Consider the following 12,178-nt stretch of genomic DNA (forward strand, 5'->3'; position numbering starts at 1 on the left):
CGCTGCCGTGGTGTGGTGGTTGTGGGCTGATTCCACCGGCTACACCAAGCGGCGCGAGATGGACAAGATGGACGCACGTGTTGCCAAGAGGCGCGCAGAGAACCTAGAGAACCTAGGCATGGACGCCAAGGGGCGCCGGCACAAGCGCAAGCGCTGAACCCGTTGCACAAAGCAAAAGCGGCCCGCGGGCCGCTTTTTTATTAGCCTTGGCAGAGATCACTCGAACTTGTCGAGCACCGCACCCGAGCTGGCGCTGGAGGCGTTCTTGGCAAACTTCGCCAGCACGCCGCGCGTGTAGCGCGGAGCAGGGCGCTTCCAGGCCGCGCGGCGCTTGGCAAGCTCGGCCTCGGGCACGTTGAGTTCGAGCTTCAGTGTCTTGGCGTCGATGGTGATGGAGTCGCCTTCGTGCACCAGGGCGATGTTGCCGCCCTCGTAGGCCTCGGGCGCAACGTGGCCGACCACCATGCCCCAGGTGCCGCCGGAGAAGCGGCCGTCGGTGATGAGGCCCACCGATTCGCCGAGGCCCTGGCCGATCAGCGCACCGGTCGGGGCCAGCATCTCCGGCATGCCGGGGCCGCCCTTGGGGCCGAGATAGCGCAGCACCATCACGTCGCCGGCCTTGATCTGGTTCGCCATGATGGCGGCGAGTGCCGATTGCTCGTCGTCGAACACGCGCGCCGGGCCGGTGATGGCCGGGTTCTTGAGGCCGGTGATCTTGGCCACGCAGCCTTCGGGGCTCAGGTTGCCCTTGAGGATGGCGAGGTGGCCTTCCGCGTAGATCGGGTTGGATACCGGGCGGATCACCTTCTGCTCGGACGAGAGTGCCGGCACGTCGGCCAGGTTCTCGGCGACCGTCTTGCCGGTGATGGTGATGCAATCACCATGCAGCAGGCCGGCCTTGAGCAGCTCCTTCATCACGGCCGGGATGCCACCCGCGTGGTGCAGGTCGATGGCGAGGTACTGGCCGCTTGGCTTCAGGTCGCACAGCACCGGGGTGCGGCGGCGCACGCGCTCGAAGTCGTCGATGCTCCAGTCCACGCCGGCCGCGTGCGCGATGGCGAGGAAGTGCAGCACGGCATTGGTCGAGCCGCCAGTGGCCATGATCACGGCGACCGCGTTCTCGATCGCCTTCTTGGTGACGATGTCGCGCGGCTTGAGGTCGTTCTTCACCGCCTCGACCAGCACCTTGGAGGCGCGGCTCACCATCGCCACGATCTCCTCTTCCACGTTGGCCATGGTCGACGCATACGGCAGTGACAGGCCCAGCGCCTCGAAGGACGAGCTCATGGTGTTGGCGGTGTACATGCCGCCGCAGGAGCCGCTGCCGGGGATGGCGCGGCGCTCGATCTGGCAGAAGTCTTCTTCGCTCATCTTGCCGGCGCTGAACTGGCCGACGGCTTCGAAGACGCTGACGATGTTGAGGTCCTGGCCCTTGTACTTGCCGGGCAGGATGGTGCCGCCATAGATGTAGAGCGAGGGCACGTTGGCGCGCAGCATGCCCATCATGCCGCCGGGCATGTTCTTGTCGCAGCCGCCGATGACCATCACGCCGTCCATCCACTGGCCGCCGACGCAGGTCTCCACGCAGTCGGCGATGACCTCGCGCGACACCAGGCTGTACTTCATGCCCTCGGTCCCCATGGCCATGCCGTCGCTGATGGTGGGCGTGCCGAAGATCTGCGGGTTGGCGCCGGCGTCCTTCAGGCCGATCACAGCGGCATCGGCCAGGCGCTGCAGGCCCGAGTTGCAGGGCGTGATGGTCGAGTGCCCGTTGGCCACGCCGATCATGGGCTTCTTGAAGTCGCCTTCCTGGTAGCCCAGGGCGTAGTACATCGAACGGTTGGGCGCGCGGGCCACGCCCTCGGTGATGTTCTTGGAACGGCGGTTGATGCTGCTCATGGCGGTGTCCTGGCTGGATGGCGGGGAGGGGAAGTATCCCGTCGGCGTAGTGCCGCGTCCAATATATCCACCCGTTGGTATTAATATGTTGGGCGTATGAATGACGCGACCTTGCAGATCGAGCTCCGCGTATGGCGGCAGTTCCTGGTGCTGGCCGAGACGCTGCACTTCGGCCGGGCGGCACAGAAGCTGCACATCACCCAGCCGCCGCTCACGCTCGCCATCCAGCAACTCGAAGCCCGCCTCGGCGTGCCGCTGTTCGAGCGCACGCGTCGCCAGGTGGCGCTCACGCCGGCCGGGCAGGCGTTGATCGAGCCGGTGCGCCAGCTGCTGCTGCAGGCGGCCTCGCTGCCGGGCATCGCCCAGTCGGCGGGGCATGGTGCGGTGGGGCGGCTGCGGCTGGGCTTCGTGTCGACCGTGGGTTTCGGCCCGTTGCCGGGTTGGCTGCGCGGCTTCCGCGAGGCGGAGCCGGGTGTGGAGGTGGTGCTGCGCGAGGCCACGACCGACGTGCAACTGCGCGCCTTCGAGCAAGGCGAGGCCGACGCCGGCTTTGTGCTGCACGCCCCCAACATGGCACCGGAAGGCACGGCTCAGCCTTTGTCACGCCTGTCGGTGAGCATCGAGCCGATGGTGCTTGCGGTGCCCGAGGCTTCGCCGCTCAACAGCGCGCGGCGGTTGACGCTGGCGCAGATCCTTGCGCAGCCGCTGATCATCTTCCCGCGCGGCATCGCGCCTTCGCTGTACGACGCGGTGCTGGCCTTCTACCACCGGCACAGCGCCTCGCTGGTCATCGCGCAAGAGGCGATCCAGATGCAGACCATCGTCAATCTGGTGTCAGCCGGGCTGGGGCTGGCCTGGGTGCCCGAGTCGGTGACGACGCTGCAGCGCCCCGGCGTCGTCTACCGGCGCCTGCCCACGGCGCTGGTGGCCGCGGCGCCACGCGCGGAGACCAGTCTGGTGTGGCCAGCCGACGCCGGGCCGGTGGTGGCGCGCTTCGTCGACTACGTGAAACGCTCGGTGGCCGACGCGGGCTGAAAGCCCTGGGTGGGGCGCGTGCGGTATCGTTCGCGCTGCTTTCCGCCGCTTCAGCCTCTCCATGCTCGTTCATCCCCAGTTCAACCCCATCGCCCTGCAGATCGGGCCCGTGGCCATCCACTGGTACGGGCTGACCTACCTGGTCGCCTTCGGCCTCTTCCTGTGGCTGGCCTCCATCCGCGTCAAGAAGCCCTGGTTCGCGGCCGATGGCTGGAACCGGCGCGATGTCGAAGACATGCTGTTCTACGGCGTGCTGGGCGTGGTGATCGGCGGGCGGCTCGGCTTCGTGCTGTTCTACAACTTCGAGCACTACCTCAAGAACCCGCTGGAGGTGTTCGCCGTCTGGAAGGGAGGCATGTCCTTCCATGGCGGCTTGCTGGGCGTGGTGGCGGCCGTGGCCTTGTTTGCGCGTTCGCGCAAGCGCTCGGTGCTGCAAGCCTTCGATCTGATCGCGCCTTGCGTTCCCACGGGCCTGGCGTCCGGGCGCATCGGCAACTTCATCAACGGTGAGCTGTACGGCCGCCTCGCCGACCCCAGCCTGCCCTGGGCGATGGTGTTCCCGCAGTCGGGCGGGCCGGAGCCGCGCCATCCGTCGCAGCTCTACCAGTTCGGTCTCGAAGGCCTGCTGCTTTTCGTGCTGCTCTGGATCTACGCCCGCAAGGAGCGCGCGCCTGGCCAGGTCGGCGCCGCCTTCGTGTTCGGTTACGGCATCTGCCGCTTCGTGGTGGAGTACTTCCGCCAGCCCGACAAGGGCCTGGAGCACCTCGCGCTGGGCCTGAGCATGGGCCAGTGGCTGTGCATCCCGATGATCGTGGCCGGTGCCGCCATCTGGTTGTGGGCCGCCGGCCGGCAAGCCAAGGGGGCCGCAGCATGAGACAGATCTTCTTTGACACCGAAACCACCGGCCTCAGCCCCGAGTCGGGCGACCGCATCATCGAGATCGGTTGCGTGGAGATGGTGAACCGCCGGCTCACCGGCAACAACAAGCACTTCTACCTCAACCCCGAGCGGCCCAACCACGAAGACGCGGTCAAGATCCACGGGTTGACGGACGAGTTCCTGGCCGACAAGCCGCTGTTTGCGGCAGTTGCCGACGAGCTGATGGACTACCTCGCCGGCGCCGAGGTCATCGCCCACAACGCGAGCTTCGACGTGGGCTTCTTCAACGAAGAGCTCAAGCGCCTGGGCCGCGGCAAGTTCGCGAGTTACGTGAGCCAGATCACCGACACGCTGGTGATGGCGCGCGAGATGTTCCCCGGCAAGTCGAACTCGCTCGACGCGCTGTGCAAGCGCCTGGAGGTCGACAACTCCAACCGCACCTTGCACGGCGCCTTGCTCGACGCGGGCCTGCTCGCCGAGGTCTACATCAACATGACGCGCGGCCAGGATTCCCTGGTGATCGACGCCGGCGAATCGGCCGGTGGCGACGTGGTCATCGCCGCCATCGACTTCAGCCAGTTCGATCTGCCGGTGATCGCTGCCAACGAAACCGAGGCCGCGGCTCACGAAGCGGTGCTGGCCGAGCTGGACAAGGCCTCCGGTGGCAAGACGGCCTGGCGCAGCCTGGAGGCCGAAAGCCTTGTGGCATAATCTGCGGCTTCCCGAAGATTTCGGGCGGTTAGCTCAGCGGTAGAGCACTGCCTTCACACGGCAGGGGTCGCAGGTTCGAACCCTGCACCGCCCACCAAGCAGACGAGAGAAAAGCGCCCACCGGGCGCTTTTTCTTTGGCTCCTTCGGTCCTGGCGGCACCCTCCGTGAAACCCCTGTAGGCCGCGGCCTACGTTGCAATGGGAGCCGCGCTGCTGGTGTGCGGCAGGGGGCGGCGCCATCCTCTGCGAGTCGTTGGAAACCTCGCAGGCCCGAGCTGGCAATGAACTCCGTCTCTTCGCTCGAACCCCCCCCTGCGTTCGCGTCGGCAGGTGCGGTCGATGCTTCGCGGTCGCTGCTTCCTCCCTTGCCTCCAGCCCCGGGCTGGCGTTCGCGGCGTGACCATGAGGTCTACCTCCGGGCCCTGTGGGAGGCTGCCTTCGGTCGAGCTCCCATTGGCCTGGACGACGACTTCTTCGATCTGGGCGGCAACTCGCTGTTGGCCGCCCGCATGCTGGCCGAGATCCAGCGCGCGACGAACCAGGAGCTGTCGCTGGCCACGCTGCTGCAAGCTCCCACCATCCGCCAGTTGGCCGGCGTGATCGACGCGGCGGCTTGGGATTCGCCGGTGCCGCTGGTGCAACTGCGGCCCGGAACTGGACGACCGTTCTTCGTCATGCACAGCCTGGCCGGCAACTTCCTGGAACTGTGGGCGGTGCTGCGTGCGCTGCAGACGCCGCGCCCCGTGCTCGGCCTGCAGGCGCGCGGCCTCGGGGAAGGGCAGGAGCCTCATCTGCGCGTTGCCGACATGGCCCGCGAGTACATCCTGCAGATGCGCCGTGTGCAGCCTGTCGGGCCGTACTCGCTGGGCGGCTTCTCGTTCGGCGGGCTGATCGCCTACGAAGTGGCACAGCAGCTGCGATGCATGGGCGAGCAGGTCGACCTGCTGTGCCTCATCGACACCCACGTGCATGGCCGCTACCTGCCGCTTCGTCAGTGGTTGCACCATCGCATTGGGCGCACGCTGCGGACGGTGCAGACATTGCAGTCCCTGCCCCCGGGCAGCCGGTGGCCCTACGTGCGCATGAAGGCGTACGTGCTGCTCGACCGTGCGCGGGCTTGTGTGGGCCAGATGCCCCAGCGGCCCGAGCTGGTGGGCGACGTGGTGCGGGAAGCGAACTTCCCGCCGGCGCTTCGGCGCGTGCGTGGGGCCATGTTGCTCGCCCTTCGCAATTACCGCCCCCAGCCTTACGACGGGAAGATCGTGTTCGTGCGCTCCGCCGTCTTGCGCGATGGTGACCCGCTGCCGTTCTGGCAGCGCGTGGTGCGTGGCGGGCTGGAGCTGAGCATCACCCCCGGCAACCACGACGAGATGATCGTCGGCGCCAACGCCAAGGTGCTGGCCCAGGTGCTGGCCAGCCATCTGCAAGGCGCTTAGGGAAGCTCTGAACAAGTCCCTCACGGCCGGCGCATCCTTGCTTTCAGCGATCCGCCGCGTTGCAAATGCTCGCGATACCTGCGGGTATCGCTGCGCTTTGCGCCTTGCGGCCCATCCGAAACCAAGGCGCGCCGATCCGCGGGGACTTATTCAGAGCTTCCTTGGCACGAAAGCACCCCGCACCTGGGGTGGTGCTTCTTTTTGTTGCAGGTGGCGCTGGTGCCGTCCTGTACCCTTGCGCCCTTTGTGGGTGGAGCTGAGCCTCCCGGAGCCTTTTCTATGCCGTTGATTCGGAACGTCGTCTTTCTCGTTTGTTGTTGGATTGCAGGCTCCGCTTCCGCCCAGATCATCGAATCCGCTCCCGACTGGCAGAGCGCCGACAGCGCGCACTTCCGCGTCAACTACCGCTCGGCGTGGCGCTGGCAGGCCGAGCGCGTGGCGCAGGCCGCCGAGCGCGCTTACCCGCGCGTCACCCAGTCGCTGGGCTGGGAGCCGCGCGGGCGCACCGAGATCCTGCTGATCAACCAGTTCGACTCGCCCAACGGCTTCTCCACGCCCCTTCCGTACAACGTGATCGGTGTGTTCCTCGCACCGCCCGACGATGGCGAGCTGCTCGACAACAGCGACTGGCTGGAGATGCTGCTCACCCACGAGTTCACGCACACCGTGCACCTCGACAAGGTGCGCGGCGCGCCCGGCGTGCTGCAGACCATCTTCGGGCGCATCCCGCTGTTCTTCCCCAATCTCTACGCGCCGGGCTGGACCATCGAAGGCCTGGCCGTCTACAACGAGAGCGACCCCGCCACCGGCCGCGGCCGCCTGCACGGCCCGGTCTTCGAGGCCTGGCTGCGCGCCGAGGCCAAGACCGGCTTTCTCTCGCTGCGCGAAATGAATGCCGACGGCCGCGCCTTGCCGGTCTCCAAGGCCTACCTGTACGGCGCCTACTTCTACGAATACCTCGCGCGCCAGTACGGCCCCGAGGCGATCTACAAGACCATCGACGGCTACAGCGGCAACCCGCCGCTGTGGCCGCGCCTGCACACCAACCCGACCCACGCCACCGGCAAGACCATGGACGTGCTGTGGGACGAGTTCCTGGCCGACCTCCAGCAGCAGGTGGCCCAGCGCTCGCACTCGCTGACGCGAGAGCCCGAAGTGGCCGGCGAGCGACTGGCCGGCCCGCTGTTCGGCGTCGGCTCGGTGGCGGGCCTGCCGAGCGGCGCCACACTGGCTGTGATCGACAACGGCCTCAACCACGCCAAGCTCGTGCGCTTCGCGGCCGATGGCAGCCAGACCACGCTGACCGACGTGCACCCCGACGCGCGCATCGACGTCGCCCCGAATGGGCAGGTGATGATCACCCAGCCCGACGTGTGCCGCACCCGCTTCCTGGTCTACGACCTCTACCGCATGCGGCCCGATGGCGGGCTCAAGCAGCTCACCTATTGCGAGCGCTTGCGCCACGCGGTGCAGGCCGGCGACGGCATCGTCGCGATCCAGCAGGACCAGGGCCGCACCCGCCTGCTGCTGCTGGACACCGAAGGCCGGCAGCAGCGCGTGCTGTGGGAGCCTTCCATCGACGTGAACCTGATCGACATCGCGGCCTCGCCCGACGGCAAGCAGCTGAGCGTGGTCGGCAAGAACGGCGGCGACTGGCGCGTGCTGGCCTTCGACCTGTCCAAGCCCGATGCCGCGCCGCGCCTGCTCTTCACGCACGACGCCCCCATCTACGGCCTCACCCATGGCCCGGCCGGGCTGGAGTTCATCGCCACGCGCAAAGGTGTCGACAACGTCTGGCGCCTGGAAGGCGATCAGTGGGTGCAGCTGAGCCACACGCACACGCGCGTGGTGTCGCAAAGCGGCACGCAGATCGACGGTTCGCTGGCTCTGTCGGTGGTGGTGGCCGGCGGCTACGAGCTGCGGCGCATGGCCGCCACGGAGCCGCTCGTGCGCTTGCCGATCACCCGCACCGCGGCCGCGTCGCCGCCCGCCGCGCAGCCGGTGCCGCAGGGCCAGCTGAGCGAGCCACAGCCCTACAGCGCCTGGCGCTCGCTGGCGCCGCGCTCGTGGTTCCCGGTGGCCAGCGGCGGCAACGGCTTGGCCGCGGCTGGCGCCACCACCTTCGGCTCCGACGCCATGGGCTGGCACACCTACGCCGCCACGGCCCAGGTCGAGCTGACGCAGGGCGAGCCGCTGCTCGCGCTGCAGTACCTCTACGAGAACGAGCACCTTTTCACCTTCCGGCGCGACCTCACGGCGCGGGCCTGGAAGGCTGGCGACCAGAACGACGAGGTGACCAGCTACGACCGCGACACCAGTTTCCAGTGGCTGAGCGTGTTCCCGTGGATCCGCATCGACCGCGTCGCCGCGGTGGGCTTTGGCGCGGCGCTCAACGACGTCGACCGCGTGCACCCCGAGCTCGTGAACGGCGCACCACCGCGCAACGAGCGCATGCTGGCTGGCGTGCTCACCTACAACAGCAGCGGCAGCAACTGGTGGTCCGAGGGCTACAACCGCGGCCAGCACGCCACGCTGCTGTACGAGACCTACAAGCCCTTCGCCCGCGAAGGCCGCAACGACTACGACGGCTACGTGCTGCGGCTCGACTGGCGCGGCTACGTGCCGCTCGGCCCCACCGTGCTGGGCCTGCGCTACACCGAGGCCTATGCCAACGGCTTCACCGAGCGCTTCCAGCTGGGGGGCGCGATCGACCCGCAACTGCAGCTGGGCATCGTGCTCAACAACCGCGACATCATGCTGCGCGGCTACCGCGGCGACGAGCCCAACCTGCGCGGTGCCAACGCGCGTGCCGCCAGCTTCGAGTGGCGCACGCCCATCGCCGATGTGGACCAGCACTACATGGTGCCGGCGATCGGCTTGAACCGTATCTCGGCGGCGGCCTTCTTCGACATCGGCGGCGCGTGGGACGAAGGCCACGGCCCGCTGCATTACCAGCGCGGCATCGGCCTGGAGGTGCTGAGCGAGCTCAAGTTCCTGTATGCGACCGGCCTGCAGCTGCGCCTGGGCCTCTCGCGTGGGCTCGACGAGCCCAGCGGCAACCGCGGCTACGTGAGCCTGGGTCGCGCGTTCTGACATCGGAGACCCAGCCGCCGCCGGGCCGCCCCAAGGCGGCTGGTCGCCCCCTTGGGGGGCAGGAACGAAGTGACGTGGGGGCCGACGTCACCTCCAGCCGCCACCGGGCCGCCCCAAGGCGGCTGGCGCCCCCCTGGGGGGCAGGAACGAAGTGACGTGGGGGCCCGGTCCCCTCAATGCATCTTGTCGCGCGGCGGCCGCTTGAACGATTTGGGCTTGTAGACGTTGCCTTCCCAGCTGCCCTTGTCGTCGCGGGCGCGGCGGATGGCGTCTTCGGCCACGCGCTTGGCCGTCTGGCGCGATGAGCGCCAGTGGTAGACGCGCAGCGCGGTGTACTTGATGCCCAGCCCGGTGCGGCGTGCCCAGGCGTCGAGGCCCTGACGGCGGCGCGGGCCCACCAGCAGCCGGACCATCAGCGCGATGCAGATGACCAGGGTGAGCACGGCGAAGACGGTTTCGAGCATGGGCCACATGGTAGCCATGCCGCCAATCCCCCGAGCTCAGAATAGGTGCATTCAAGCGGAGCAAATCACGATGGAGCAAGTCGATGCGGTGGTGGTGGGTGCCGGCGTGGTGGGTCTGGCCACCGGGCGGGCGCTGGCGCGGCGCGGCCTGGAGACGCTGGTGCTGGAGCGCGAGACCGCCATCGGCACCGGCGTCAGCTCGCGCAACAGCGAGGTCATCCACGCCGGTCTGTACTACCCGGCTGGCTCGCTCAAGGCGCGGCTGTGCGTGCAGGGTCGCAAGATGCTCTACGACTTCTGTGAATCGCACGGCGTGCCGCACCGGCGCTGCGGCAAGCTGGTGGTCGCGACGGACGACAGCCAGCTCGCCGGCCTCGACGCGCTGGTGAAGAAGGCCGCCGCCAATGGCGTGCACGACCTGCAGCGGCTCAGTGCCGCGCAGGCGCTGGCGCTGGAGCCGCAACTCGCGTGCACCGGGGCCATCCTCTCGCCCTCCACCGGCATCATCGACAGCCACGGCCTGATGCTGGCACTGCAAGGTGACCTGCAGCGCGCCGGGGGCGACGTGGCCTTGTCCTCGCCGGTGCAAGGCATCGTCACCGGGCCGCAGCGGCACGTGCTGCAGGTGGGGGGTGACGAGCCGATGGAGCTGTCCGCACGCATCGTCGTCAACGCGGCCGGCCTGTGGGCGCCGCGGCTGGCAGCGGCCACACGGGGCTTGGATGCTGCGCGGCAGCCCCGCGCCCACTTCAGCAAGGGCAACTACTACGCCTTGGCCGGCCGCGCGCCGTTCTCGCGCCTCGTCTACCCCTTGCCGCAAGACGCCTGGCTCGGCGTGCACCTCACGCTCGACCTGGGCGGTCAGGCGCGCTTCGGGCCCGATGTGGAATGGCTGCCCGACGACGTGGCCGAGCCGCTCGACTACGTGGTCGACCCGGCGCGCGCCGCCGGCTTCTACGCCGACGTGCGGCGCTACTGGCCGGGCCTGCCCGACGGCTCACTGCAGCCGGCCTACAGCGGGATCCGGCCCAAGATCCACGCGCGGAACGAGCCCGCGCCCGACTTCTGCATTCAAGGGCCGGGCGAGCACGGCATCGCCGGGCTGGTGAACCTGTTCGGCATCGAGTCGCCCGGGCTGACCTCCAGCCTCGCATTGGCCGACGAGGTGATGGCGCGTCTGGGCTGACGGTTGCCTGGCGAAGCGCAAGCCAGCTGCGCCTGCAGGCTCACCACCGTGCCGATGACGATCAGCGCCGGCGTGCGCACACCCGCCTGCTTCGCAACGGCGGGCAATGACAGCAGCGTGCCGACCAGGGTGCGCTGGCCGGGCAGGGTGGCGCGTTCGATCACCGCGGCCGGGGTGTCGGCGGCAAGCCCGTGCGCGATCAGCTGCGCGCTGATCACCGGCAAGGCTGCCACGCCCATGTAGACCACCAGCGTCTGCTTGTCGCGCGCGAGCGCCGGCCAGTCCAGGCCCAGCTCGTCCGGCGTGTCGGCGCGCAGGTGGCCGGTGACGCACAGCACGCTGGCCGCATGGTCGCGGTGCGTGAGCGGAATGCCGGCACTGGCCGCCGCACCCTGCGCCGCGCTGATGCCGGGGATCACCTCGAACGGAATGCCCGCCTGTGCCAGCGCCAGCGCCTCTTCGCCACCGCGGCCAAAGATGTAGGGGTCGCCGCCCTTGAGCCGCAGCACCGCCCGGCCGCTGCGCGCCAGGTCCAGCATCAGTTCGATGATCTCTTCCTGCGGCAGCGCATGGCGTGCGCTCTGCTTGCCCACGTAGATGCAATGGGCCTCGGCCGGCAGCAGGGCCAGCACTTCGTCGGACACCAGGTGGTCGTAGAGCACCACCTCGGCCTGCGCCAGTGCGCGGGCGGCCTTCACGGTCAGCAGATCGGGGTCGCCGGGGCCAGCGCCGACGAGCGTCACACGGGCGGGTGCCGAAGCTGAGATCGACGCACAGGCGCCGATCAATCGCTCCATCGGCTCGAACTTGCTCATGGCCACCTCCGGGCTCGCATCGGGACGAGTCCATTGTGAAAAGGAGGTGACCGCGCCGTCCTTGAACTGGTTCAAGGACAGCGAGGAGCGCTGCCGCAACCATGGCGACGGCACAAACCCGAACCCCATCAACCGTAGGAAGGAGTGCATAGCATGCGTGCACAGAAGATCTCCCGCCTCGCCACGGCCGCCGTGCTGATGGCGCTGGCCCTGGGCGCCGGTGCCCAGGAGAAGAAGGGCGTCACCGAGCCCGAGCTCAAGTACCAGGCCGGGGCCTCGCCGCTGGCCGCCGAGCCGATGTACCAGAGCACCAACCCCAAGGCTCCGCCGATGACGCAAGCCGAGTTCGACATCGGCCGCAAGACCTATTTCGAGCGCTGCGCTGGCTGCCATGGCGTGCTGCGCAAGGGCGCAACCGGCAAGCCGCTGACGCCCGACATCACCCAGCCCAAGGGCACCGACTACCTCAAGGTCTTCATCGCCTACGGCTCACCCGCCGGCATGCCCAACTGGCAGACCAGCGGCGAGATGGACGAGAAGACCGTCGACATCATGGCCCGCTACGTGCAACAAGACCCGCCCGTGCCGCCCGAGTTCGGCATGGCGCAGATGAAGCAGACGTGGAAGGTCATCGTCCCGCCCGAGCAGCGCCCGACGAAG

General features: G+C 68.5%; 11 protein-coding genes and 1 tRNA gene. 9 read left to right on the forward strand and 3 right to left on the reverse strand.

Annotated features, from left to right (window positions below; translation table 11 throughout):
• The first annotated feature begins 10 nt into the window (after positions 1 to 10).
• Positions 11 to 157, forward strand: coding sequence for a TIGR04438 family Trp-rich protein (locus tag VFL64_RS17080; RefSeq protein ID WP_489541589.1), 147 nt, complete (start codon positions 11 to 13; stop codon positions 155 to 157).
• A gap of 59 nt (positions 158 to 216) precedes the next feature.
• Here the strand turns inward: VFL64_RS17080 and ilvD are convergent, their stop codons facing one another.
• Entirely contained in the window at positions 217 to 1,899 is a 1,683-nt protein-coding gene (gene ilvD, locus VFL64_RS17085; protein WP_489541580.1) for a dihydroxy-acid dehydratase, read from the reverse strand.
• A gap of 96 nt (positions 1,900 to 1,995) precedes the next feature.
• On the opposite strand from ilvD, the gene VFL64_RS17090 reads away from it, so the two are divergent.
• The 6 genes from VFL64_RS17090 (at position 1,996) to VFL64_RS17115 (ending at position 9,053) form a co-directional block, all read left to right on the forward strand.
• Positions 1,996 to 2,934 carry a LysR family transcriptional regulator gene (locus VFL64_RS17090; protein ID WP_489541581.1) on the forward strand — a complete coding sequence of 313 codons (939 nt, stop codon included), beginning with the start codon at positions 1,996 to 1,998 and terminating at the stop codon, positions 2,932 to 2,934.
• A 61-nt stretch (positions 2,935 to 2,995) separates the two neighbouring features.
• Positions 2,996 to 3,808: a prolipoprotein diacylglyceryl transferase gene (gene lgt, locus VFL64_RS17095; RefSeq protein WP_489541582.1), complete on the forward strand. Its 813-nt coding sequence runs from the start codon at positions 2,996 to 2,998 to the stop codon at positions 3,806 to 3,808.
• Complete coding sequence (dnaQ, locus tag VFL64_RS17100; protein ID WP_489541583.1) at positions 3,805 to 4,524, forward strand: DNA polymerase III subunit epsilon; 720 nt, start codon at positions 3,805 to 3,807, stop codon at positions 4,522 to 4,524. Before lgt ends, dnaQ begins: the two co-directional genes overlap by 4 nt.
• Before the next feature lie 22 nt (positions 4,525 to 4,546).
• Positions 4,547 to 4,621: transfer RNA gene (locus VFL64_RS17105), tRNA-Val, on the forward strand.
• A gap of 268 nt (positions 4,622 to 4,889) precedes the next feature.
• Positions 4,890 to 5,960: a thioesterase domain-containing protein gene (locus tag VFL64_RS17110; protein ID WP_489541584.1), complete on the forward strand. Its 1,071-nt coding sequence runs from the start codon at positions 4,890 to 4,892 to the stop codon at positions 5,958 to 5,960.
• Positions 5,961 to 6,239: 279 nt separating this feature from the next.
• The gene (locus VFL64_RS17115; RefSeq protein WP_489541585.1) at positions 6,240 to 9,053 is read left to right on the forward strand and encodes a hypothetical protein; all 2,814 of its coding nucleotides are present in this window, start codon (positions 6,240 to 6,242) and stop codon (positions 9,051 to 9,053) included.
• A gap of 173 nt (positions 9,054 to 9,226) precedes the next feature.
• Here VFL64_RS17115 and VFL64_RS17120 read toward each other — a convergent pair whose 3' ends face one another.
• Entirely contained in the window at positions 9,227 to 9,535 is a 309-nt protein-coding gene (locus VFL64_RS17120; protein ID WP_489541586.1) for a hypothetical protein, read from the reverse strand.
• On the opposite strand from VFL64_RS17120, the gene VFL64_RS17125 reads away from it, so the two are divergent.
• A complete protein-coding gene (locus tag VFL64_RS17125; RefSeq protein ID WP_489541587.1) occupies positions 9,534 to 10,703 on the forward strand; it encodes an NAD(P)/FAD-dependent oxidoreductase in 1,170 nt (389 codons plus the stop codon). The genes VFL64_RS17120 and VFL64_RS17125 overlap by 2 nt on opposite strands.
• Here VFL64_RS17125 and cobA read toward each other — a convergent pair.
• Positions 10,589 to 11,500 (reverse strand): uroporphyrinogen-III C-methyltransferase, encoded by a 912-nt coding sequence (gene cobA / locus VFL64_RS17130; protein ID WP_489541590.1) that lies wholly within the window; start codon positions 11,498 to 11,500, stop codon positions 10,589 to 10,591. The two genes, VFL64_RS17125 and cobA, sit on opposite strands and share 115 nt — an antisense overlap.
• A 171-nt stretch (positions 11,501 to 11,671) precedes the next feature.
• Here cobA and VFL64_RS17135 point away from each other — a divergent pair.
• On the forward strand, positions 11,672 to 12,178 hold a 507-nt coding region (locus VFL64_RS17135; RefSeq protein ID WP_489541588.1), incomplete at its 3' end, for a c-type cytochrome.

Source organism: Rhizobacter sp. (assembly GCF_035702065.1).
Lineage (GTDB): Bacteria > Pseudomonadota > Gammaproteobacteria > Burkholderiales > Burkholderiaceae_C > Rhizobacter.

Excerpts from the sequence above, each read along its gene's own strand:
- VFL64_RS17090 (WP_489541581.1), top strand. The coding sequence starts at position 1,996 with ATGAATGACGCGACCTTGCAGATCGAGCTCCGCGTATGGCGGCAGTTC.
- cobA (WP_489541590.1), bottom strand. The coding sequence starts at position 11,500 with ATGGAGCGATTGATCGGCGCCTGTGCGTCGATCTCAGCTTCGGCACCC.
- VFL64_RS17120 (WP_489541586.1), bottom strand. The coding sequence starts at position 9,535 with ATGGCTACCATGTGGCCCATGCTCGAAACCGTCTTCGCCGTGCTCACC.
- VFL64_RS17125 (WP_489541587.1), top strand. The coding sequence starts at position 9,534 with ATGCCGCCAATCCCCCGAGCTCAGAATAGGTGCATTCAAGCGGAGCAA.
- lgt (WP_489541582.1), top strand. The coding sequence starts at position 2,996 with ATGCTCGTTCATCCCCAGTTCAACCCCATCGCCCTGCAGATCGGGCCC.
- dnaQ (WP_489541583.1), top strand. The coding sequence starts at position 3,805 with ATGAGACAGATCTTCTTTGACACCGAAACCACCGGCCTCAGCCCCGAG.
- ilvD (WP_489541580.1), bottom strand. The coding sequence starts at position 1,899 with ATGAGCAGCATCAACCGCCGTTCCAAGAACATCACCGAGGGCGTGGCC.
- VFL64_RS17115 (WP_489541585.1), top strand. The coding sequence starts at position 6,240 with ATGCCGTTGATTCGGAACGTCGTCTTTCTCGTTTGTTGTTGGATTGCA.